We start from the raw sequence: 22971 nt of genomic DNA, 5'->3' as shown, positions 1-22971 counted from the left end.
ACAAGCCAATTAAGCCGCACCGAGCGCTGTTGCCGCCCCCGGTTCCCACCTGTTAGAAAACGGCACGACGCGTCGTCATGGGCTGCCGGAGCTCTCGCCGCGTCCTCCTACAAAAAACGGCAGCGCATGGATTATTTCGCCCAACAACTGATCAACGGCCTCGTGCTCGGCTCGATCTACGGCCTGATCGCCATCGGCTACACGATGGTCTACGGCATCGTCGGCATGATCAACTTCGCCCATGGCGACATCTTCATGATCGGCGGCTTCATCGCCCTGATCACCTTCCTGATCCTGGTTTCGATCGGCCTGACCGCGATCCCCTTGATCCTGCTGGTCGTACTGCTGGTGTCGATGGCGATCACCGCGCTTTATGGCTGGACGGTCGAGCGCATCGCCTACCGGCCGCTGCGGCATTCGTTCCGCCTGGCGCCGATGCTGTCGGCGATCGGTATGTCGTTCGTGCTGACCAATTATTCGCAGGTGGCCCAGGGCGCCCGCGTCAAGCCGGTGCCGCCGATCATCACCGGTGGCCACACCCTGCATGAGGGCACTGACGGCTTCGTCGTGCAGCTCTCCAACATCCAGATCATCGTCGTCATTACCACCGTGGTGCTGCTGGCGCTGTTCACCTGGCTGGTATCGAGCACAAGGCTCGGCCGCGACATGCGTGCCTGCGAGCAGGACCAGACCATGGCCTCCCTGCTCGGCGTCGACGTCGACCGCACCATCTCCATGACCTTCGTGATCGGGGCCGCCCTCGCGGCGGTCGCCGGCATGATGTACCTGCTCTATTACGGGCTGGTCGATTTCTTCATGGGCTTCGTCGCCGGCATCAAGGCATTCACGGCGGCCGTGCTCGGCGGCATCGGCTCGCTGCCCGGTGCCATGCTCGGCGGGCTTCTGATCGGCCTGATCGAGACCTTGTGGTCGGCCTATTTCTCGGTTGAGTACAAGGATGTCGCCGCGTTCTCGATTCTCATCGTGGTGCTGATCTTCCTTCCGACCGGCCTGCTCGGCCGGCCCGAAGTCGAAAAAGTCTGATGGGCGATCGCGTGAGCGCAACCCCCGCCGCCCCAACCTCGCGAGTCCCCGGCGCCGCCTTCATCCTCAAGAAAGCGCTCATCAGTGCCTTCGTGGCGCTCGTCCTGTTCTCGCTGATGATCGGCGTGCGCACCGAGGCAGGTCCGCAAGGGCAATTGGTCTACTGGACGCGCTTTGGCGACCTCGCTGCCATGGTCGGGGCCGTGTTCGGCGGCAGCATCATCATCGAGTTGCTGCGGCAATGGTGGGGACCGGTCGACGCGGTCAAAGTGGTGCCGGCGTCGGTGCAGAGCGCGCTGTCGCTGGCTGGACGGTTGGTCGCACCGGTGCTGCTGGTCTTCACATTCCTGGTGCCGGTGCTGTTCTACAACGAGCGCTACATTCTCGACCTTGCTATCCTCGTGCTGACCTACGTCATGCTCGGATGGGGGCTGAACGTGGTGGTCGGCCTCGCCGGCCTGCTCGATCTCGGCTATGTCGCCTTTTACGCGGTCGGCGCCTATTCCTACGCGTTGCTCGCCACCAATTTTGGCCTGTCGTTCTGGATCTGCCTGCCGCTCGCCGGCGTTCTCGCCGCGTTCTGGGGCGTGCTGCTCGGCTTTCCCGTGCTGCGGCTGCGCGGCGACTATCTCGCCATCGTGACACTCGCCTTCGGCGAGATCATTCGCCTCGTCATCATCAACTGGCAGAGCCTGACCGGCGGACCGAATGGCGTCACCGGCATTCCCCGGCCGACTCTGTTCGGCATTCCGCTAACGAATGACGACAATGGCCTCGCGGCGCTGCTCGGCATCGAATTCTCGCCGACGCACCGCATCGTGTTCCTGTTCTACCTGATCCTGGCGCTGGCGCTGCTTACCAACTGGGTCACCATCCGGCTGCGACGGCTGCCGATCGGCCGCGCCTGGGAGGCGCTACGCGAGGATGAGGTCGCCTGCCGCGCGCTCGGCATCAACACCACCACGACCAAGCTGACCGCGTTCGCGACCGGCGCAATGTTCGGAGGCTTTGCCGGCGCGTTCTTCGCGACCAGGCAAGGCTTCATCAGCCCGGAATCCTTCACCTTCCACGAATCGGCGCTGGTGCTGGCGATCGTGGTGCTCGGCGGCATGGGCTCGCAGCTCGGCGTGGCGCTGGCCGCGCTCACCATGATCGGCGGCTTTGAGCTGTTCCGCGGGCTCGACCAGTACCGCATGCTGGTGTTCGGCATGGCGATGGTGCTTTTGATGATCTGGCGGCCGCGCGGCCTGATCGGCCATCGCGCGCCGACCGTATTCCTGCAGCGCCAGGAAGCGATCTCGTCCGACCTCGTCAAGGAGGGCCACGGATGAGCGATGCTCCGATCCTCTCGGTCGACCGGCTGTCGATGCGCTTCGGCGGTATCGTCGCCGTCAACGAGCTCTCCTTCGACGCCGAGCGGCGCAAGATCACCGCGCTGATCGGGCCGAACGGCGCCGGCAAGACCACCGTGTTCAACTGCATCACCGGCTTCTACAAGCCGACCTCGGGCGCGATCCGCCTGACGCAGGATGACGGCCATGTGACAAGGCTCGAACGTCTCAACGATTTCCGAATCGCCAAATTCGCCCGCGTCGCGCGCACCTTCCAGAACATTCGCCTGTTTCCCGGCATGACCGCGCTGGAGAATTTGATGGTGGCGCAGCACAATGCGCTGATGCGTGCCTCCGGGCTGACCTTCCTCGGCCTGATCGGCGTGCCGTCCTGGCGGCAGGCCGAACAGGCTGCCATCGACCTGGCGCGAACCTGGCTCGACCGCATCGGGCTGCTCGATCGCGCCGACGATGCCGCCGGCAATCTGCCCTATGGCGACCAGCGGCGCCTGGAGATCGCGCGCGCGATGTGTACCCAGCCCGCCCTGCTTTGCCTCGACGAGCCGGCGGCCGGCCTCAACGCGCGCGAGAGCGCGGCTTTGAGCGAATTGCTGCTCTCGATCCGCGCCGATGAGGGCACTTCGATCCTTTTGATCGAGCACGATATGAGCGTCGTGATGGAAATCTCCGACCACGTCGTGGTGATGGACCACGGCGTGAAGATCGCCGAAGGCACGCCGAAGGAAATTCGCGACGATCCCAAGGTGATCGCCGCCTATCTCGGCACCGACGAAGAAGAAGCCATTGCGGTGATGGAGAGCGGTACGTGATCCGGTCTCTCCACTTTTCCCGGATGCGATGCAGCGCGGAGCGATGCTCCGCTGATCCGGGATCCATGAACGGACGCGGGAGATTGGGCCCCGGTTCTGCTCGGCAGCGCCATAGCGCGTCGACGACGCGCGTGAACGCGCTTATGGCGCCGCAGTACGCCCGGGACACGGGAGCAGCAGCATGACAGCGCCCCTGCTCGCGATCCGCTCGCTGCGCGCGGCCTACGGCAAGATCGAGGCGCTGAAGGGCGTCGACATCGACATCAATGCCGGCGAGATCGTCGCGCTGATCGGGGCCAACGGCGCCGGCAAGTCGACGCTCATGATGACGATCTTCGGCCGTCCGCGCGCCCGTTCCGGCCGCATCGAGTTCGACGGCCAGGACATCACCGGGGTGCCGACGCATGAGATCGCGCGGCTGCGCATCGCGCAGTCGCCCGAGGGCCGCCGCATCTTCCCGCGCATGAGCGTGGCAGAAAACCTGCAGATGGGCGCCGATGCGACCGACTCGAACGAGAGCGACCGGGCGAGCGGGCTGGAACGCGTCTTCGCGCTGTTCCCGCGGCTCAAGGAACGCATGACCCAGCGCGGCGGCACGCTGTCCGGCGGTGAACAGCAGATGCTGGCGATCGGCCGCGCTTTGATGAGCCGGCCCCGCCTCCTGATGCTGGACGAGCCCTCGCTTGGGCTCGCCCCGCTGATCGCCCGGCAGATTTTCGATGCGATCCGGACGCTGAACCGGCAGGACGGCCTGACCGTCCTGATCGTCGAACAGAACGCCAACCATGCGCTGAAGCTGGCCCATCGCGGCTATGTCATGGTCAACGGCCTGATCACCCTGTCAGGAACCGGCAGCGAATTGCTGCAGCGCTCGGAAATCCGCGCCGCCTATCTGGAAGGCGGCCGGCGGGAGTAGCGTCCGGCGCGTTCCCCGGATGCTGCGCAGCACCGAAAGCGCGTTTAAGGGCGTCTTCGACGCACTATGGTGATGCGCTGCTGATCCGGGGTCTATCCGTATGGTTAGCGATGTGGGTCCCGGCTCTGCGGAGCAGCGTCAAGGACGCTGCACCGCGTCCGGGACACGGCGCGCTGCGGCAAGATGCTGCGAACGGGCCGTGGATTTGCCCGAAAATTGCCGATGACTTCGTCATAAAATCAGCCGACAATGGGCATGATTTTCGTACCCGGCCCGCCGGGTATTCCCCGAAATCGACTGAGCTGCGAGGATATCTCATGAAATCACTGAAACTCATCGGCCTGGCATTGGGCGCATCGTTGGCGCTGTCGACAACGGCGCTGGCGCAGGACATCTCCATCGCAGTGGCCGGCCCGATGACGGGCGGCGAATCCGCATTCGGACGGCAAATGAAGAACGGCGCCGAACAGGCGGTGGCCGACATCAACGCCGCCGGCGGTGTGCTCGGCAAGAAGCTGGCGCTGCAGGTCGGCGACGACGCTTGCGATCCCAAGCAGGCGCGCTCGGTGGCCGAAAAGTTCGCCAGCGCCAAGATCCCGTTCGTGGCCGGCCACTTCTGCTCGTCCTCGTCGATCCCGGCCTCCGAAGCCTATGCCGACGGCAACGTGCTGCAGATTACGCCCGCCTCGACCAACCCGCTCTTCACCGAGCGCAAGCTGTGGAACGTGGCGCGCGTCTGCGGCCGTGACGACCAGCAGGGCCTGGTCGCCGCCGACTACATCGTCAAGAACTACAAGGGCAAGAACATCGCCATCCTCAACGACAAGTCGACCTACGGCAAAGGTCTCGCCGACGAGACCAAGAAAGCGCTCAACAAGGCTGGCGTCACCGAGAAGATGAACGAGTCCTACAACAAGGGCGACAAGGATTTCAACGCGATCGTGTCGCGGCTGAAGCGCGACAACATCGATCTGGTGTTTGTCGGCGGCTATCATCAGGAAGCCGGCCTGATCCTGCGCCAGATGCGCGACCAGGGCCTCAAGACGGTGTTGATGGCGGGCGACGCCATGAACGACAAGGAGTTCGCCTCGATCACCGGTCCGGCTGCAGAAGGCACGCTGTTCACCTTCGGTCCCGACCCCCGCAACAAGGCGAGCGCGAAAGCGATCGTCGAGAAATTCAAGGCCAAGAACATCGATCCCGAGGGCTACACCCTCTATACCTATGCCGCGATGCAGGTCTGGACTCAGGCGGTGGCGAAGGCGAAAACCACCGATCCGAAGAAGGTGATGGAGACCATTAAGGCCGGCGAATGGGACACCGTGCTCGGCAAGCTCGGGTTCGACGCCAAGGGCGACATCAAGGTGATCGACTACGTCGTCTACAAGTGGGACGCCAAGGGCAACTACGCCGAGATCAATCCGAAGGGCTCTTGAATCTTCTCGGCCACCGCAAATGCAGACGCCCCGGCTCACTCCGGGGCGTTTCGTTTTCAGAAATCCAAAAAAGTTCCGCGATGAGTGGAACCATTGGGTTCCCCGCGCATTGAGGAACCCGGGCTGGGTTCCATGTCATTGATTTCCCATACTAACCGTTGTTCCAACTTGATCTGCAAAGGGGCAGTCGGTTCTATGACTGGAATCGCATCACTGCACGATTTTTTGCGCGATTGGCGACCGAGGAAACACCATGAGTGACCTTTCTCCCGAAGCACCCGCCGTTCGCCGCGTTCCCAAAGGCAAGACCCCCATCAACGGACAAGCCGATCCCTTGCAGGATCTGCTGCATGCGCTGCAGGCGATGCGCGCGGGCGATTTCTCGGTGCGCATGACCGGCGATCACATCGGCATCGAGGGCAAGATCGCCGACACCTTCAACGAAATCGTCGCCGCGAACCAGCGGATGGCGCAGCAACTCGAGCGCGTCGGCCAGGTGGTGGGGCGCGAAGGCAAGACGCGCCAGCGCGTCAAGTTCGACCTTTCGAGCGGCTCGTGGGCGGACATGGAAGGCTCCGTCAACACGCTGATCGACGATTTGCTGTGGCCGACCCGCGAAGTCACCCGGGCGGTTGCCGCCGTGGCCCAGGGCGATCTGTTGCAGACCGTGCAGCTTGACGTCGACGGCCGCCCACTTGGCGGCGAATTCCTGCAGTCGGCCAACATCGTCAACACGATGATCAAGCAGCTCGGCGTGTTCACTTCCGAAGTGACGCGCGTCGCGCGCGAGGTCGGCACCGAAGGCAAGCTCGGCGGCCAGGCCCAGGTGCCGGAGGTGACCGGCGTCTGGAAGGACCTGACCGAGAGCGTCAACTCGATGGCCAACAATCTCACCGGCCAGGTCCGCAACATCGCCGAGGTCACCATCGCGGTGGCGAACGGCGACCTTTCCAAGAAGATCACGGTCGACGTCCGTGGCGAGATCCTGCAGCTCAAGGAAGCCATCAACACGATGGTGGACCAGCTCCGCTCCTTCGCCTCCGAAGTGACGCGCGTGGCGCGTGAAGTCGGCACCGACGGCAAGCTCGGCGGCCAAGCGATCGTCCCTGGCGTTGCCGGCACCTGGAAAGACCTCACCGACTCCGTCAACGCGATGTGCGGCAACCTTACCGCCCAGGTCCGCAACATCGCCAACGTCACCACGGCGGTGGCGCGCGGCGACCTGTCGCGCAAGATCACGGTCGACGTGCGCGGCGAAATTCTTGAGCTGAAGGACACCATCAACACGATGGTCGACCAGCTCAACGCCTTCGCATCGGAAGTGACGCGCGTGGCGCGCGAGGTCGGCACCGAAGGCAAGCTCGGCGGCCAGGCCCAGGTCCCGGGCGTCGCCGGCACCTGGAAGGACCTGACCGACAACGTCAACTTCATGGCCTCCAACCTGACGGCCCAGGTCCGCAACATCGCCGACGTCGCCACCGCCATCGCCGGCGGCGACCTCTCCAAGAAGATCACGGTGAACGTTTCAGGCGAAATCCTTCAGCTGAAGGAAACGCTCAACACCATGGTCGACCAGCTCAACGCCTTCGCCGGCGAAGTCACGCGCGTCGCGCGCGAGGTCGGCACCGAGGGACGGCTCGGCGGCCAGGCCAACGTGCTCGGCGTCGCCGGCACCTGGAAGGACCTGACCGAGAGCGTCAACTCGATGGCATCGAACCTGACGGCGCAGGTCCGCAACATCGCCGAAGTCACGACGGCGGTCGCCAATGGCGACCTGTCGAAGAAGATCACGGTGGACGTGCGCGGCGAAATTCTCGAGCTGAAGGACACCATCAACACGATGGTCGACCAGCTCAACGCCTTCGCCGGCGAAGTCACGCGCGTCGCGCGCGAGGTCGGCACCGAAGGCAAGCTCGGCGGCCAGGCCAACGTGCGCGGCGTCGCCGGCACCTGGAAGGACCTCACCGACAACGTCAACTCGATGGCCGGCAACCTCACCGCTCAGGTCCGCAACATCGCCGACGTCGCGACCGCGGTGGCCAAGGGCGACCTGTCGAAGAAGATCACGGTGAACGTGTCGGGCGAAATCCTTCAGCTCAAGGAAACGCTGAACACGATGGTCGACCAGCTCAACGCCTTCGCCGGCGAAGTCACGCGCGTGGCGCGCGAGGTCGGCACCGACGGCAAGCTCGGCGGCCAGGCCGAAGTGCCCGGCGTCGCCGGCACCTGGAAGGACCTCACCGACAGCGTGAACTCGATGGCCGGCAATCTCACCGCCCAGGTCCGCAATATCGCCGAAGTCGCGACCGCCATCGCCGGCGGCGACCTGTCGCGCAAGATCACCGTGGACGTGCGCGGCGAGATTCTGCAGCTCAAGGAAACGCTCAACACGATGGTCGACCAGCTCAACCGCTTCGCGGGCGAAGTGACCCGCGTGGCGCGCGAGGTCGGCACCGAGGGACGGCTTGGCGGCCAGGCCAACGTGCCCGGCGTCGCCGGCACCTGGAAGGACCTCACCGACAACGTCAACTCGATGGCCGGCAACCTGACCGGCCAGGTCCGCAACATCGCCGAAGTCACCACGGCGGTGGCGAAGGGCGACCTGTCGAAGAAGATCACCGTCGACGTCAAGGGCGAAATTCTCGAGCTGAAAAACACCGTCAATACGATGGTCGACCAGCTCAACGCCTTCGCGTCCGAAGTCACCCGCGTGGCCCGCGAGGTCGGCACCGAAGGCAAGCTCGGCGGCCAGGCCCAGGTGCCTGAAGTCGCCGGCACCTGGAAGGACCTTACCGACAACGTCAACTTCATGGCCTCGAACCTGACCGCGCAGGTCCGCAACATCGCCGAGGTCGCGACCGCGATCGCCGGCGGCGATCTGTCCAAGAAGATCACGGTCGACGTCCGCGGCGAAATCCTGCTGCTTAAGGACACCCTCAATACGATGGTCGAGCAGCTTCGCTCGTTCGCCGCCGAAGTGACGCGCGTCGCGCGCGAGGTCGGCACCGAGGGCCGGCTCGGCGGCCAGGCCGTGGTGCCCGGCGTTGGCGGCACCTGGAAGGACCTGACCGACAACGTCAACCTGTTGGCGGCCAACCTCACGACCCAGGTCCGCAACATCGCCGAAGTCACCACGGCGGTGGCCCGCGGCGACCTCTCCCGCAAGATCACGGTCGACGTGAAGGGCGAAATCCTCGAACTGAAGAACACCATCAACACGATGGTCGACCAGCTCAACGCTTTCGCCGGCGAAGTGACGCGCGTGGCCCGTGAGGTCGGCACCGAGGGCAAGCTCGGCGGCCAGGCGCAGGTGCCCGGCGTCGCCGGCACCTGGAAGGACCTGACCGACACCGTGAACTTCATGGCGGCCAACCTGACCGAGCAGGTTCGCGGCATCGTCAAGGTGGTGACCGCGGTCGCCAACGGCGACCTGAAGCAGAGCCTGACGGTGAAATCGAAGGGCGAGGTCGCAGCGCTCGCCGACACCATCAACAACATGACCGCGACGCTCGCGACCTTTGCCGATCAGGTCACCAGCGTGGCGCGCGAGGTCGGCGTCGAGGGACGCCTCGGCGGCCAGGCCAACGTGCCCGGCGCGGCCGGCACCTGGAAGGACCTCACCGGCAACGTCAACCTGCTCGCCGCCAACTTGACCTCGCAGGTGCGCGCCATCGCCGAGGTCGCGACCGCCGTGACCAAGGGCGACCTCACCCGCTCGATCCAGGTCGATGCCCGCGGCGAAGTTGCCGAGCTCAAGGACAACATCAACACGATGATCGGCAACCTGCGTCTGACGACGCAGGTCAACACCGAGCAGGACTGGCTGAAGACCAACCTCGCCAGGTTCACGAACATGCTGCAGGGCCTGCGCGACCTCTCCACCGTCGGCCGGCTGCTGCTGACCGAGCTGGCGCCCCTGATCGACGCGCATATGGGCGCGATCTACCAGGTGGAAAATGCCGATAGCCCGCAGCTGCGCCTGCTCTCCTCCTATGCCGGCGACGGCGCCCATCCACATCCGCAGGCTATCCAGTTCGGCGAAGGGCTGATCGGCCAGTGCGCCCTCGACAAGCGGCAGCGGCTGGTATCGAACATCCCCGAAGGCACCGCGCCGATCAACTCGGCCTTGCTGCGCGTGATCCCGAGGAACATCGTCGTATTTCCGGTGCTGTTCGAGAACCAGGTGAAGGCCGTGATCGAGCTTTCCTCGATCGGCTCGTTCACCACCTCGCAGCTGACCTTCCTCGAACAATTGACCGACAGCATCGGCATCGTGCTCAACTCGATCGAGGCCACGATGCAGACCGAAGGCCTGCTCAAGCAGTCGCAGCAGCTCGCCGGCGAGCTGCAGACCCAGCAGAAGGAACTGCAGCAGACCAACGACCAGCTCGAGCAGAAGGCCCAGCAGCTCGCCGAACGCAACGTCGAGGTGGAGCGAAAGAACCAGGAAATCGAGCAGGCCCGCCGCGCGCTCGAGGAAAAGGCGACAGAGCTGGCGCTGACCTCGAAGTACAAGTCGGAATTCCTCGCCAACATGTCGCACGAGCTGCGCACGCCGCTCAACAGCATCCTGATCCTCGGCCAGCAGCTCACCGAAAATCCGGAGGGCAATCTGTCGGCCAAGCAGGTCGAATTCGCCCGCACCATCCACGGCGCCGGCACCGACCTGCTCAACCTGATCAGCGACATCCTCGACCTGTCGAAGATCGAATCCGGCACGGTGACCGTCGACGCCGAGGAGATCCTGACGTCGAACCTTTTGGAAACCGTCGGGCGGCCGTTCAAGCATGAGGCCGAGAACCGCCATCTCTCGTTCAACATCAGTTTCGATGAAAGCCTGCCGCGCAGCATGGTGACCGACTCCAAGCGCCTGCAGCAGGTCCTGAAGAACCTGCTGTCGAACGCCTTCAAGTTCACCGCGGAAGGCGGCGTCAAGCTGGACGTATCGGCCGCCGTCGGCGGCTGGAGCGCCGAGCACCCGATCCTCAACCACGCGCCGGCCGTCGTCGCCTTCGAGGTGACCGATACCGGCATCGGCATTCCTCTGGAGAAGCAGAAGCTGATCTTCGAGGCGTTCCAGCAGGCGGATGCCGGCACCAGCCGCAAATACGGCGGCACCGGCCTCGGCCTTGCCATCAGCCGCGAGCTCGCCAGCCTGCTCGGCGGCGAAATCCATCTGCGCAGCGCGCCCGGCAAGGGCTCAACCTTCGTGCTCTATCTGCCGCTGAAATATTCCGGTCCCACCGTTGCGCCGCGCGCCCCTGCCCCCTCGCCCTTTGCCCCGGTGCCGGCGCTCCAGGTCGCAGCGACGCAGGAGCGGGTCGTCGAGCAGTTGCCGGACGACCGCCTCGAGCTCGCGCCCGGAGATACGATCCTATTGATCGTCGAGGACGATCCGCACTATGCGCGGGTGCTGATCGATCTGGCGCGCGACAAGGGCTTCAAGGTGCTGGTGGCAAGCCGCGGCGCCGAGGCACTCGAACTCGCCAAGCAGTTCCAGCCCGCCGCGGTTTCGCTCGACGTATTCCTGCCCGACATGCTGGGCTGGACCGTGCTCAGCCAGCTCAAGCACAATCCGCTGACGCGGCACATCCCGGTACAGATCATCACGCTCGACGAAGACCGCCAGCACGCGTTGGCGCGCGGCGCGTTCTCCTTCGTCAACAAGCCGACGACGACGGAGGGCGTCAGCGCGGCGCTGTCGCAGATCAAGGAATATGCCAAGCCGCGCCGCAAGCGGCTCCTGATCGTGGAGGACAATGCCGCCGAGCAGATGAGCATCACCGAATTACTCGGTCATGACGACATCGAGATTGTCACCGCCGACACCGGCGCCGACGCGCTGTCGACGCTGCGGAACCAGCCCTGCGACTGCGTCGTGCTGGACTTGCGGCTGCCCGACATGAGCGGCTTTGAGGTGCTCGACAGGCTGCGCAACGATGAAACGCTGTCAAACGTGCCGGTCGTGGTGTTCACGGGCCGGGAACTCTCGGCCGAGGAAGACGCGGAACTTCACACCATGGCGCGAAGCATCGTGGTGAAGGGCGTGGAGTCGCCGGAACGTCTGCTCGACGAAACGTCGCTGTTTTTGCACCGTGTGATCACGGAATTGCCGGTCGACAAGCAGAGGATGCTCGAAAAGCTCAATAGTTCCGATGAGGACCTTGTTGGCAAGACCGCGCTTCTCGTCGACGACGACGCACGCAACATTTTCGCCCTATCGAGCGTTCTCGAACGGCGCGGAATGAAAGTGCTGACCGCGACGACCGGCCATGAGGCCATCGCGCTGGTCGAATCCACCCCGAATATCGCAATCGTGCTGATGGATATCATGATGCCGCAGATGGACGGATATCAGACCATTGGCGTTATCAGGCAAAACCCGTCCTTTGGCCGCCTGCCGATCATTGCGCTGACCGCCAAGGCGATGAAGGGCGACCGCGAGAAATGCCTTGAGGCCGGCGCTTCGGACTATCTCGCCAAACCCGTCAATACCGAGCAGCTATTGCTCGCCATTCGAATGTGGTTACACCGCTGACGCAGAAGTAGATGATGGACCAAGAGAAGGTAAACATTCTTCTGGTTGACGATCAGCCGGCGAAGCTGCTCGCCTATGAAGTCATCCTGAAGGAACTCGGCGAGAATCTGGTCAAGGCCTCCTCGGGCCGCGAGGCGCTCGAATTTCTGCTCAAGAACGATGTGGCCATCATCCTGGTCGACGTCTGCATGCCGGAACTCGACGGCTTCGAGCTCGCCGCGATGATCCGCGAACATCCCCGCTTCCAGAAGACGGCGATGATCTTCATCTCCGCGATCCAGGTCAGCGATATCGACCGTCTGCGCGGCTACGAGATGGGCGCGGTCGACTACGTGCCGGTGCCGGTCGTGCCGGAGGTGCTTCGCGCCAAGATCAAGGTGTTCGCCGAACTCTATCGCAAGACCCGGCAGCTCGAACGCCTCAACCTCGAACTCGAGGACCGCGTTCGCGCCCGCACCGCCGAGCTGGAGGAGTCGCATGCCCGTCTTCTGGAAAGCGAGCAGCGCCGCAGTCTCGCGATTGCCGCCGGCAAGATGGGATCCTGGGACTGGGACTGGGTCAACGGCGACTTCATGTGGGACGAAGGCCAGTACCAGATCCTCGGCCTTGATCCCGGCAAGTTCGAGCTGACGCCGGCCAACATCCAGGCGCTGTTTCATCCCGACGACGTTCAGGAATTGCACGATGCGTGGGCGAGCTTCGCCCGCGGCGCGAAATCCTATGAGACCGAATTCCGCATCGTCCGCCCCAATGGCGAGGTGCGCTGGTGCGCGGGAACGGCGGCGGCGAGCACCGACAGAGGCGGCCGCGTCATCCGCGTCAGCGGCGTCACCGTCGACATCACCGAGCGCAAGCAGGCCGAGGAGCGGCAAAACCTGTTGGCGCGCGAGGTCGATCACCGCGCCAAGAACGCGCTCGCGCTCGCGCAGTCGATCGTCCGCCTGACGCGCGGCGAGAACGTGAAGACCTATATCCGCTCGGTCGAGGGGCGGATCAACGCGCTGGCGCGGGTACACACGGTGCTGTCGCTGTCGAGCTGGCAGGGCGCCGAAATCCGCAAGCTGATCGACGAGGAGCTGGCGCCCTATTCCACCGGCGAGCAGATCGACCTGTCCGGCCCGGAGGTGAGGCTTGAGCCAGCCACGGCCCAAACGATCGCGCTGGCGCTGCACGAGCTCATCACCAACTCGGCCAAATATGGCGCGCTGTCGACGCTGTCAGGCCGGCTGGCGGTGAGCTGGGAGGACCAAGCGGACCTGCTCAGGATCACGTGGGTGGAGACCGGGGGGCCGCGCGTCGAGAAGCCGGTATCGCGCGGGTTCGGGACCAGAAGCGTGATCGCCAGCATCGAGTCGCAGCTCGGCGGCCATGCGGAATTCGATTGGCGCCCGGAAGGCCTCGTCTGCCGCCTGTCGGTCCCGCTCTCGCAACGGCGGTTTACCGCCGAACCGGTTTCGCTTCGCGACGTTGCTGCTGATGGCAACGGCCTGCGGCGCGCCGAGCGTTAACCCCGCGCCACGCTCGATGAAAACCCTTTGCACGATCCTGCTCGCGCTATCCGGCCAACGCGGAAGCTCCGCAAGCATTATTCAGCCGATCGGTAAGGAGGTGGTTACGCCGGTCGGCTCTTAGACCTCGCTTAGGGATGACCTCGGGTTGATTCCTTCCGACGTCCAGTTAGCGTAGCCTCAAGGAGGCGCGATTCCCGCGGCATTCAAAGATGCCGACCTGTTCCGCCCGCGTCGCATACGTTGCTTTGATGCATTTCATTATACTTTTGTCCAGGCGCGTTCGCTGCCAGTTTGCCGGAGACGCCATTGGGTAACGAGCGCAACATCTTTCTTTCGACCATGCCCGCGACTCAAGGCGATCGCACGTTCGCCCTCGCCGTGGTCAGCGTCTCCGCTATCCTCTTCGCCTGTGCCGTGCCGTTCGCCGGCGTGCCGCTTACCCCGGTTCCGGCGTTCGTGGCGAGCTACCAGTCCGCGCTCGCCATCAACGACCTGATCACGGCCGTCCTGCTGTTTTCACAATTCGCGATTTCCCGCTCGCGCGGGATGCTGCTGCTCGCGAGCGGATATTTGTTCACCGCCGCTGCGGCGATCGTTCATGCCCTGAGCTTTCCCGGCCTGTTTGCCCCCGGCGGCGTTCTCGGCCCCGGCACGCAGACCACCGTCTGGCTCTACATGATCTGGCACGGCGGATTTCCGCTGGTGGTCATCATCTATGCGCTGCTCAAGACAAGAGACGAACGGACGAAAATGCGCGGCTCGATCAGCGGCGCCATCATCACCAGCATCATCGCGGTCGCGGCCGCCGTCGCCGCGTTCACCTGGGTCGTCACCGTCAAGCACGACCTGCTGCCGATACTCTTGAGCGGCGGCCATTATACGCCGGCGATGCTCGCCGTGGTGTCGACGGTGTGGTGTCTCAGCCTCGCCGCGTTGATCGCTTTACTGCTGCGGCGGCCGCAATCCGTGCTCGACATCTGGCTAATGGTGGTAATGAGCGCCTGGCTGTTCGACATCGCGCTATCGGCAATCCTGAACGTCGCGCGTTTCGATGTCGGCTTCTATCTCGGCCGCATCTACGGCCTGTGCGCCGCGAGTTTCGTGCTCGCGGTGCTGCTGATCGACAATGTCGGCCTGCAGGCCAAGCTCGCCCGCCTCCTCGGGGTCGTGCGCCGCGAGGCCGCTTCCGAAAAGGACCGTCGTGCCGAACGCGACAGCCTGTTCAGCGCGGTCGTGGAGTCTTCCAACGACGCGATCATCACTCAACGGCTGGATGGAACCATCACCGGCTGGAACGGCGCCGCGCAGCGGCTGTTTGGATTCGCAGCCACCGAGGCAGTCGGCCAGGGCATCGATATCATCGTCCCGCCGGAGCGGCGCGACGAGGTCCGCGACATCCTGGGCCGCGCCGGCCGCGGCGAGCATGTCGAGCATTTCGAAACTTCGCGGGTAGACAGAGACGGCCGCGCCATCGACGTTTCGCTGAGCATCTCTCCGATCCGGTCGGCCTCCGGCCAGATCATCGGCGTTTCCAAGACGGCACATGACATCACCGAACGCAAGCGGACGCAGCAGGCGCTCAACCAGGAAGCCGAAGAGCGGCGACGCATATTCGAATCGTCGAACGACCTCATCCTGGTCAGTGATTCCATGGGAAATCTGATCCAGGTCAGCCCGAGCGTCAGGGATATCCTCGGCTACGAACCTTCCGAAATGGTCGGGCACAACGCGATTGCATTCATCCACCCCGACGATCTCGAGCATACCCGCAAGGAAATGCGACTGGGACGGCGGGGACGAAGCAAGCGCAATTTTGAGACCCGCTATGTCAGCAAGGACGGCAAGGCCGTCGCGTTGAACTGGACCGGCACGTGGTCGGAGCCGGTCCGCCGCCATTTCTTCATCGGCCGCGACCTTACCGAAAAGCAGGCCGCCGATGCGCAGTTAAGGCATGCGCAAAAGATGGACGCGGTCGGCCAGCTCACCGGCGGCGTCGCGCACGACTTCAACAACATCCTGACGGTGATCACCGGCACCATCGGCATCCTGGAGGAAGCGGTCGCCGGTCAGCCTCAGCTCGTCGCCGTTACCAAATTGATCGACGAGGCCGCCGAACGCGGCGCCAATCTGACCAGGCATCTGCTGGCGTTTGCCCGCAAGCAGCCGCTGAAGCCACTCGAGATCGACATCAATGCGCTGGTGCTGGAGACGGCGAAGCTGTTGCAGCCGACACTTGGCGAGCACATCGAGATCACGCCGCTGCTCGCCGAGGACGCATGGACGGCGCTGGTCGATCCCAACCAGCTCACCACCGCCATCCTCAACCTGGCCATCAATGCGCGCGACGCCATGCCTGACGGCGGCAAGCTTGCGCTCGAGACCAGCAACGTCGTCCTCGACGAAAGTTACGCTGGCATGCACAGCGAGGTCACGCCAGGCCATTACGTGATGATCGCGGTCAGCGACACCGGCGCCGGCATTCCGGCGGCGCTGCTCGACCGCGTGTTCGAACCGTTCTTCACGACCAAGGAGGTCGGGCGGGGCACCGGCCTCGGGCTCAGCATGGTGTTCGGTTTCGTTAAGCAAACCGGCGGACACGTCAAGATCTACAGCGAGGAAGGCCACGGCACGTCGGTAAAACTCTATTTGCCGCGCGCCACAGGCCTGCAGCAGACCGACGCGGAAGCGCAGGTCGCGGCCGACCTCCAGGGCGGCAGCGAAACGGTTCTGGTCGTCGAGGACGATGCATTGGTGCGGCGCTATGTCATCACCCAGATCGAGAGCCTGGGCTACACCACGCTGGAAGCAGCCAATGCTTCGGACGCCCTGCGCATCATCGACGACGCCCCCATCGATCTCTTGTTCACGGATGTGATCATGCCCGGCGCCATGAACGGCCGCCAGCTCATCGACGAAGCGCTGAAGCGGCGGCCCGAGCTCAAGACGCTGTACACCTCGGGCTATACCGAGAATGCAATCGTGCACCACGGCCGGCTGGATTCCGGCGTGCTGCTGCTGGCAAAACCCTATCGCAAGTCAGAACTCGCCAAGATGATCCGCCTGGCGCTGGCCAGTTGAAGCCTCGCGGCAGCTGCTATATCCGTGGATGCAACGCTAGAACCACGGACCACGCTTTGAAAAACTTGCTCACCGATATTGCCGGCGTTCGCGTCGGCCACGCCCAGGATGCGGCGATCGCCTCCGGCGTCACCGCGATTCTATTCGATACGCCCGCCGTCGCATCGATCGACGTGCGCGGCGGCGGGCCCGGCACCCGCGAGGACGCCCTGCTCAAGCCTGAAAGCACCCTTGAAGCGATCGACGGCATCGCCCTTTCCGGCGGCTCGGCGCTGGGCCTCGACGCCGCCGGCGGCGTGCAGGCCTGGCTTGCCGAACGCGGGCGCGGCTTTCAGGTGCGCGGGGCTGTTATTCCAATCGTGCCGGGGGCGATCTGCTTCGATTTGCTCAACGGCGGCAACAAGGCGTGGGGTCGCTTCCCGCCCTATCGCGATCTTGCCTATGCGGCGGCGAACGCGGCGGGCGAGGACTTCGCGCTCGGCAGCGTCGGCGCCGGGCTCGGCGCGACCACCGCGAATTTCAAGGGCGGCCTTGGCTCGGCTTCGGCAAAGACCGAAGGCGGCGTCACCGTCGGCGCGCTCGCGGTGGTCAATGCGGTGGGTAGCGTCACCGTCGGCGACGGCCCGTGGTTCTGGGCAGCGCCGTTCGAGCAGGACAACGAGTTCGGTGGGCGCGGACTGCCGCCCTCGTTCACGCCTGATATGCTGCGGGCGCGTCTGAAGGGGGGGCCGGCGGTAACACCCGCGGAGAACACCACGCTGGTGGCCGTGGTCACGGATGCCGTGCTGACGAAAGCGCAGGCCAAGCGGCTGGCGATGATCGCGCATACCGGCATGGCCCGCGCCATCTATCCCGTCCATGCAACGACGGACGGCGACGTGGTATTCGCCGCCGCGACCGGCAAGAAGCCGATCGATCCGCTATTCGGCATGACCGAACTCGGCATGGTCGCCGCCAACACGGTGGCACGGGCGATTGCGCGCGGCGTTCACAGTGCGACCGCGCTACCCTTTCTGGGTGCGCTACCGGCGTGGAGCGATCGCTTCAGTTAGAGCATGGTTCGGAAAGGTGGACACCGGTTTTCCGAACCATGCTCACGATTTAAGGCCGCAATCTGAAGCGATCTCACCGGGTCTCGCGATCAGGCGCTCATCGAAACCGATGCCGTGGCGGCAGACGAAATCGCCTTGGCCTCGCGCTGGATCATCTGCTCGATGAAACTGTAGGACGACGTCGCTGACGAGGACGAGCTGCCGGAGGCTGGCGAGATCATAGTCACTTTCGATCCGTCCGCATAGGTCAGCGAGGTCGTCACCGAGCCATCGCTATTGGTGACCGTCGTGGTGGTCGCGCCCTGCCGCAACTGTGCCAGCGGATCGGAGCCCGCGCCATCGCTACTGGAAGCTTTGTCGTCGTCGCGATCGCGATGTTTCCTGGCCTTCAGCGCCGTCGCCAGTTCCTTGACGCTGACCGAGCCGTCGCCGTCCTGATCGAGCTGGCCGAACACACGCTCGGCGTTCGCAACATTGGTGCCACCGGCGCCGAGCGCCTCGTCGAATTCCGCCTTGCTGATCTTGCCGTCGCCGTCGCCATCGATCTGCCCGAACAGATCCTTCAGCGCGGCGTGCCGGCTCTTGGTAGCCGTTCCCGATTGGCTTGCGGCCTGGCTTTGCGCGTCGAGCAGCGCGCTCATGGTTTCCGGCGATATCGGCGCACTGCCGGTGCCAGCCGAACCAGCGCCGGAGGAGCCGGTTGCCGATCCGATCGAAGCCGAGGCGTTCGAGGACAGGAAGGCAAACGGGTTTTCTGAGGCCTGGCTTGCGCCAGTGGTTTTCGTTGACGACTTCGACGACGTCAGCGCCTTGAGGGCATCGATCGCCGATGATGCGGCGCCCAAAGCAAAGAACATGGCGGAACTCCAACAATGCCGCGCAGAAGAAGCGGCCGATAACCCCGTGCGCTTTTCTCAGCAAGCGGCATGCCATGAAGAAAAACCCAATAAAACCAGTCTTTCCTGCGTTGCGTCCCGCCCGTTCAACCCGGCAATAGTTGCCCGCCCCGGCAGATTTTTCCGCCCACAGGAGAGCTCGGGCCGCCGCATTGCCCCCGGCCCGCCTGCATGTTACGCGGGGCCATTCATCCCCTCGAAGAGATTGGGAAAGCGCACATGTCCCAGCAATTTGCGTCGCGTCCCCTGGTCATCGCACCGTCGATCCTGGCGGCGGATTTCGCCAAGCTTGGCGAGGAAGTCCGCGCCGTCGACGCGGCCGGCGCGGACTGGATCCATCTCGACGTGATGGATGGACATTTCGTGCCGAACATTTCCTACGGCCCCGACGTCATCAAGGCGATGCGCCCGCATACGAAGAAGATTTTCGATGCGCATCTGATGATCTCGCCCTGCGATCCCTACCTCGAAGCGTTTGCCAGGGCAGGATGCGATCACATCACCGTCCATGCCGAGGCTGGCCCGCATCTGCACCGCTCGCTGCAGGCAATCCGCGCGCTCGGCAAGAAGGCCGGCGTCTCCCTCAACCCGGGCACGCCGGCGAGCGCGATCGAATATGTCATCGATCTGATCGACCTCGTGCTTGTCATGTCGGTCAATCCCGGCTTCGGCGGCCAGGCCTTCATCAAGTCCGCACTCGGCAAGGTCAGCGACATCAGGGCGATGACGGCGGGACGTCCGATCGACATCGAGGTCGATGGCGGCGTCGGGCCCGACGTTGCCGGCCAGCTCGCCGCCGCCGGCGCCAACGCGCTGGTCGCGGGCTCGGCGGTGTTCAAGGGCGGCACGGTAGAGTCCTACACGGCCAACATTTCCGCGATCCGGGGCGCGGCAGCGCTGGCGCGCGGCGAAGCGGCTTGAAGCGGGTTGCCCGGGTCCCCTTCTCGAACTTGCGCAGCCAACGCGGCCCAAGCGCGATCCGCGACATTCTGGAGCGCGCACGCCGCCGAAATGGCGGGCAGGAACCGTAAAGTCCACGCTGCGGCCACAAAGCGTCACGCATCTCGCCATAAAGGCAGATCAGCATCCCGCCATTCAAGGATGGGACACACATATGATTAAGGCCCTCGCCACCGCTGCATTGCTCCTGGCCCTCGCACCCTCTGCCGCATTCGCGCAGCGCGCGGGTGATGCGGCGCTCGGCGCGGTAGCCGGTGCCGTCGTGCTGGGCCCAATCGGCGCCGTCGCCGGCGCTTTTGTTGGCTACACGGCCGGCCCGTCGATCTCGCGCTCCTGGGGGCTGGAAGGCTCGCGTTCGTCGCGGCACCGCAGGCAATCTTCCAGAGACAGCGTGCGCGGCGCTCGGGCCGAAGCCATGGGCCCTGCCCCGGCGGAACGGAGCGGCCGCATCGCCAGCAATCCCGCGCCAACCCCACCGCGTTCAAAAGCGCCGCCCGTCCAGACGCTCGAGTGAATGCCGTCGTCAGCTGTCAGCTCGCGCTGCATCAAGCCGCGCGCTGTGACGCCTTGCGAATGATATTGTAAACCAGCCGCGCATCGGCGACGGCTTCCATCTTGGTCGCGCCAGAAGTTGTGGCGTTTCCGGCGTCGGCGCCGCTGCTTTCCCCGAAATGGATCGTCCCGCTGCCGTCGGATTTCTCCGTCAATGTGATCGCTCTAATCTTGCGGTATTCGATCGACTGGATCGTCCGGCTCAACAGGCTGGTGCGCACAATCACGCGCTGGTTGGTGACGGCATATTCGGTGTAGCGGCGACAGAACGCGCTCCAGAAGAAGTGCCCGACCGACAGGTACAAGCCGGCGGCAACAAACGGAATCGACCATAGCGTCGGAAAGACGGTGCTTTCCTTGCCTGCGGCCAACAGGGAGCCAACAGAAATGCCCAGGAAGACAAATCCGAAGGCCGATTGGAGCAGATGGCCGAATTCGATCCGAATGTCAGACAATGGCCGCCCGCTCCACAGCATCCGCTCGCCGGAATCGAGCTCCTGCTGGAGCGTTGCACCCGAATTGGCCATAAGCTGTCTCGCACCTGAACCGAATGAACGAACATTTGTCGGCCGGTGGAGGTCTGAAGTTCGGTCCGGCTATGTGATTTCTTCCGCCAGCGGCCCCACCCCCGACCGCGGTGGCCGCACCACCGTCACGCTGCAGGCGGCTTCGCCCGCGACCTTGGCCGAGACGCTGCCGAGCAGCGTGCGCAGCATCGAATTCTGCCGAGCGCCGATCACGATATGATCGACCTGGTTGACGCGGGTGAATTCCAGGATCGCCGCTGCCGGATCGACCGCCTCCAGCACATGCACCGTCAGCCGGCTCTCGTCGAGCTCTAGCGGCTGTGCCCAGTGCCGCAGCGCGACCATGCGGTCGATGTGCTTGTTGTTGCCCTGCTCGTCCAGCGTCCTGTCGATGGTGACGCGGCCGAGCCGCAGCACGTTCAGGCAGGCGAGCCGCGCCGACGGCAGGGTTGCGAGGAGCTGTGCAGCGGTCCGGCGCAGACACGCGTTGAGCGCTGTCGATGCTTCCTCGGTATCGATCGCCACGACCATGATCGGCCCCGATGCCAGTTGGGCCGCGACGTCGGATTTCGGCTTCGGCAGCGTCACGCCGCGGTTGAAGCGGCGCCGCCACACCGTAGAGAGTGGATCGCGCTGCAGCCGCTCCGAGCGCGCCGTCAGCTTGACCTGGTTGGGATGGGCAAGGTCGAACGCCAGTTGCGAGGCCGTCGGATGGCGCCACACCGGCTCGATCTCCAGGCAGCGCAGCACGATTTCCTGCAGCCAGGGCGGATAGCCGGGCCTCAGCTTGCGCGGCGGATAGGGGTCGCGCCACAGCCGACGTCGCATTCCGCGCAGCGTTTCGCTCTCACCGAACGGCCGCACCCCGGTGGTGAAGAAATACAGGAGCACGCCGAGCGAAAACAAATCGCTGCGCGGATCGTCGCGCACGCCGAGCAGCCGCTCGGGCGCCATGTAGGGCGCGGTACCGTAGGGCAGCCGGAATTCTTCCTGCAACAGGTCCGGCAACTGATTGTGGTGCGACAGGCCGAAATCGATAAGCACGCATTCGCCTGTGGGGCGGAACATGATGCTGCTCGGCTTGATGTCGTGGTGAATCACGTTCTGCCGGTGCAGGTCGGCCAAAGCGGTCGCGATCTTGCCGCCGAGCAGCCTCGCCTCTTCATAGGGGATCGGCAGCTCGTCGATGCGGCTATAGAGCGTTTTGCCGGGAATGCGCTCCATGACGACGTAGGCCTGCCGGTCGAAATCGCCGGTGCCGAAGCAGCCCGGCACGTGCGCACCCGCCAGCCGCGGCAGGATCATCTGCTCCATCTCGAACGAGACGATCGCCGCGGGGTCCTCGCCCTCGGCAATCCGCGGCACCTTCATCAATAGCGGCACGGGGATGCCGGGATGCGTCACCGTCCACAGCGTCGCCATGCCGCCATGATGGACGCACTCGCCGACCGTGAAGCCATCGAGCACCGTCCCCGGCGCGATTGCAGGCCTCGCCATCGGCCTCACCTCCCGATCAGCAGACGATCGGCCAGCCAGGGCGGCAGGCCGTTTGCGCGGATCCGATCGGCAGCCGCCTCGACATCGTAGGGCACCCGGCAATAGGTAATCTCACGCGAAACCGTGTCGAGCATCACGAACGATGCCGCCGGATTGCCGTCGCGCGGCTGGCCGACGGAGCCGAGAACGGCGAGCCAGCGCCGGCCGCCGAGCAATTGCACCGGCACGTCATTGGTCGGAGTGAAGCTCGTCATCTTTGCCGCCGCCGACATCGAATAAAGCGCCGGACGGTGGATGTGTCCGCAAAAAGTGACATGGGCGTCGGTCGCCTCCAGGCTGCGCGCGGCGTCCGAGGTTCCCCGCACATAATGCCATCGCGCCGGGTGTGATGCTTCCGAATGCACATAGAGGCGATCGTCCTCGCGTCGGGTCAGCGGCAGTTCGGCGAGAAAGCGCCGCTGCGCCACGCTCAGCCGGCCGCGCGTCCATTCGATCGCCATCTGGGCTTCGGCATTCATGGTTTCGGAGGGCGTAGAAATCGCATGATCATGGTTGCCGATGACGGCGACCGCGCCGTCATCGACGAGGCCCATCACGGTATCTACCGCCCACTCCGGATCGGCGCCATAACCGACGATATCGCCGAGGCAGATCAGCCGCTCCGCGCCATGCGCGCGCGCCGCATCGAGGCATGCAGCAAAGGCCTGCCGGTTGGCGTGGATGTCGGCAAAAATGGCCAGCCGCACCGCGTCGTCTCCCTTCATCCATCATCGCGCCGTGACTGCGCGTGCCTTGATGGATAT

Annotated in this window: 15 protein-coding genes; 11 read left to right on the top strand and 4 right to left on the bottom strand. The window is 64.5% G+C overall.

The genetic code is table 11. From position 1 onward, the window contains the following. Positions 1-126: 126 nt before the first annotated feature. The 9 genes from RX331_RS14205 (at position 127) to RX331_RS14165 (ending at position 17736) form a co-directional block, all read left to right on the top strand. On the top strand, positions 127-1044 hold the full coding sequence (locus RX331_RS14205) for an ABC transporter permease subunit (RefSeq protein WP_317257144.1): 918 nt from the start codon (positions 127-129) through the stop codon (positions 1042-1044). Beyond that, positions 1044-2375, top strand: coding sequence for a high-affinity branched-chain amino acid ABC transporter permease LivM (livM, locus tag RX331_RS14200; RefSeq protein WP_317257143.1), 1332 nt, complete (start codon positions 1044-1046; stop codon positions 2373-2375). The genes RX331_RS14205 and livM overlap by 1 nt, the downstream gene beginning before the upstream one ends. After that, positions 2372-3205: an ABC transporter ATP-binding protein gene (locus RX331_RS14195; RefSeq protein WP_317257142.1), complete on the top strand. Its 834-nt coding sequence runs from the start codon at positions 2372-2374 to the stop codon at positions 3203-3205. The genes livM and RX331_RS14195 overlap by 4 nt, the downstream gene beginning before the upstream one ends. Before the next feature lie 181 nt (positions 3206-3386). Further along, positions 3387-4121 carry an ABC transporter ATP-binding protein gene (locus tag RX331_RS14190; protein WP_317257141.1) on the top strand — a complete coding sequence of 245 codons (735 nt, stop codon included), beginning with the start codon at positions 3387-3389 and terminating at the stop codon, positions 4119-4121. A gap of 317 nt (positions 4122-4438) precedes the next feature. Beyond that, positions 4439-5557, top strand: coding sequence for a branched-chain amino acid ABC transporter substrate-binding protein (locus tag RX331_RS14185; RefSeq protein ID WP_317257140.1), 1119 nt, complete (start codon positions 4439-4441; stop codon positions 5555-5557). A gap of 253 nt (positions 5558-5810) precedes the next feature. After that, the gene (locus tag RX331_RS14180; RefSeq protein ID WP_317257139.1) at positions 5811-12095 is read left to right on the top strand and encodes a HAMP domain-containing protein; all 6285 of its coding nucleotides are present in this window, start codon (positions 5811-5813) and stop codon (positions 12093-12095) included. 14 nt (positions 12096-12109) lie between these two features. Continuing rightward, positions 12110-13603, top strand: coding sequence for an HWE histidine kinase domain-containing protein (locus tag RX331_RS14175; protein ID WP_317257138.1), 1494 nt, complete (start codon positions 12110-12112; stop codon positions 13601-13603). Between the two features lie 342 nt (positions 13604-13945). After that, positions 13946-16684 (top strand): PAS domain S-box protein, encoded by a 2739-nt coding sequence (locus tag RX331_RS14170; RefSeq protein ID WP_317258124.1) that lies wholly within the window; start codon positions 13946-13948, stop codon positions 16682-16684. A gap of 56 nt (positions 16685-16740) precedes the next feature. Next, positions 16741-17736, top strand: coding sequence for a P1 family peptidase (locus tag RX331_RS14165; RefSeq protein ID WP_317257137.1), 996 nt, complete (start codon positions 16741-16743; stop codon positions 17734-17736). Between the two features lie 89 nt (positions 17737-17825). Here RX331_RS14165 and RX331_RS14160 read toward each other — a convergent pair whose 3' ends face one another. Then, a complete protein-coding gene (locus RX331_RS14160) occupies positions 17826-18593 on the bottom strand; it encodes an EF-hand domain-containing protein (protein WP_317257136.1) in 768 nt (255 codons plus the stop codon). 258 nt (positions 18594-18851) lie between these two features. Here RX331_RS14160 and rpe point away from each other — a divergent pair, with 258 nt between their 5' ends. Together rpe and RX331_RS14150 are read left to right on the top strand one after the other, a co-directional pair. Then, complete coding sequence (gene rpe / locus RX331_RS14155) at positions 18852-19553, top strand: ribulose-phosphate 3-epimerase (protein ID WP_317257135.1); 702 nt, start codon at positions 18852-18854, stop codon at positions 19551-19553. A gap of 193 nt (positions 19554-19746) precedes the next feature. After that, complete coding sequence (locus tag RX331_RS14150; RefSeq protein ID WP_317257134.1) at positions 19747-20106, top strand: DNA-directed RNA polymerase subunit N; 360 nt, start codon at positions 19747-19749, stop codon at positions 20104-20106. A gap of 31 nt (positions 20107-20137) precedes the next feature. On the opposite strand, the gene RX331_RS14145 is transcribed toward RX331_RS14150, so the two are convergent. The 3 genes from RX331_RS14145 to RX331_RS14135 form a co-directional block, all read right to left on the bottom strand. Continuing rightward, entirely contained in the window at positions 20138-20620 is a 483-nt protein-coding gene (locus tag RX331_RS14145) for a PH domain-containing protein (protein ID WP_317257133.1), read from the bottom strand. Positions 20621-20740: 120 nt separating this feature from the next. Further along, entirely contained in the window at positions 20741-22168 is a 1428-nt protein-coding gene (locus tag RX331_RS14140) for a bifunctional serine/threonine-protein kinase/universal stress protein (protein WP_317257132.1), read from the bottom strand. A gap of 5 nt (positions 22169-22173) precedes the next feature. Then, positions 22174-22914, bottom strand: coding sequence for a metallophosphoesterase family protein (locus tag RX331_RS14135; protein WP_317258123.1), 741 nt, complete (start codon positions 22912-22914; stop codon positions 22174-22176). Between the last annotated feature and the right edge of the window lie 57 nt (positions 22915-22971).

It is taken from the genome of Bradyrhizobium sp. BWA-3-5, from assembly GCF_032917985.1.
In the GTDB taxonomy this organism is placed as follows: domain Bacteria; phylum Pseudomonadota; class Alphaproteobacteria; order Rhizobiales; family Xanthobacteraceae; genus Bradyrhizobium.
The sequence above is the reverse complement of the archived record's forward strand: the minus strand, read 5'-3'. Positions and strand labels throughout refer to the sequence as shown.

What these genes read in the sequence shown, in the direction of transcription:
- RX331_RS14205 (WP_317257144.1), top strand. Translation starts at nt 127, where the DNA reads ATGGATTATTTCGCCCAACAACTGATCAACGGCCTCGTGCTCGGCTCG.
- livM (WP_317257143.1), top strand. Translation starts at nt 1,044, where the DNA reads ATGGGCGATCGCGTGAGCGCAACCCCCGCCGCCCCAACCTCGCGAGTC.
- RX331_RS14195 (WP_317257142.1), top strand. Translation starts at nt 2,372, where the DNA reads ATGAGCGATGCTCCGATCCTCTCGGTCGACCGGCTGTCGATGCGCTTC.
- RX331_RS14190 (WP_317257141.1), top strand. Translation starts at nt 3,387, where the DNA reads ATGACAGCGCCCCTGCTCGCGATCCGCTCGCTGCGCGCGGCCTACGGC.
- RX331_RS14185 (WP_317257140.1), top strand. Translation starts at nt 4,439, where the DNA reads ATGAAATCACTGAAACTCATCGGCCTGGCATTGGGCGCATCGTTGGCG.
- RX331_RS14180 (WP_317257139.1), top strand. Translation starts at nt 5,811, where the DNA reads ATGAGTGACCTTTCTCCCGAAGCACCCGCCGTTCGCCGCGTTCCCAAA.
- RX331_RS14175 (WP_317257138.1), top strand. Translation starts at nt 12,110, where the DNA reads ATGGACCAAGAGAAGGTAAACATTCTTCTGGTTGACGATCAGCCGGCG.
- RX331_RS14170 (WP_317258124.1), top strand. Translation starts at nt 13,946, where the DNA reads ATGCCCGCGACTCAAGGCGATCGCACGTTCGCCCTCGCCGTGGTCAGC.
- RX331_RS14160 (WP_317257136.1), bottom strand. Translation starts at nt 18,593, where the DNA reads ATGTTCTTTGCTTTGGGCGCCGCATCATCGGCGATCGATGCCCTCAAG.
- rpe (WP_317257135.1), top strand. Translation starts at nt 18,852, where the DNA reads ATGTCCCAGCAATTTGCGTCGCGTCCCCTGGTCATCGCACCGTCGATC.
- RX331_RS14150 (WP_317257134.1), top strand. Translation starts at nt 19,747, where the DNA reads ATGATTAAGGCCCTCGCCACCGCTGCATTGCTCCTGGCCCTCGCACCC.
- RX331_RS14145 (WP_317257133.1), bottom strand. Translation starts at nt 20,620, where the DNA reads ATGCTGTGGAGCGGGCGGCCATTGTCTGACATTCGGATCGAATTCGGC.
- RX331_RS14140 (WP_317257132.1), bottom strand. Translation starts at nt 22,168, where the DNA reads ATGGCGAGGCCTGCAATCGCGCCGGGGACGGTGCTCGATGGCTTCACG.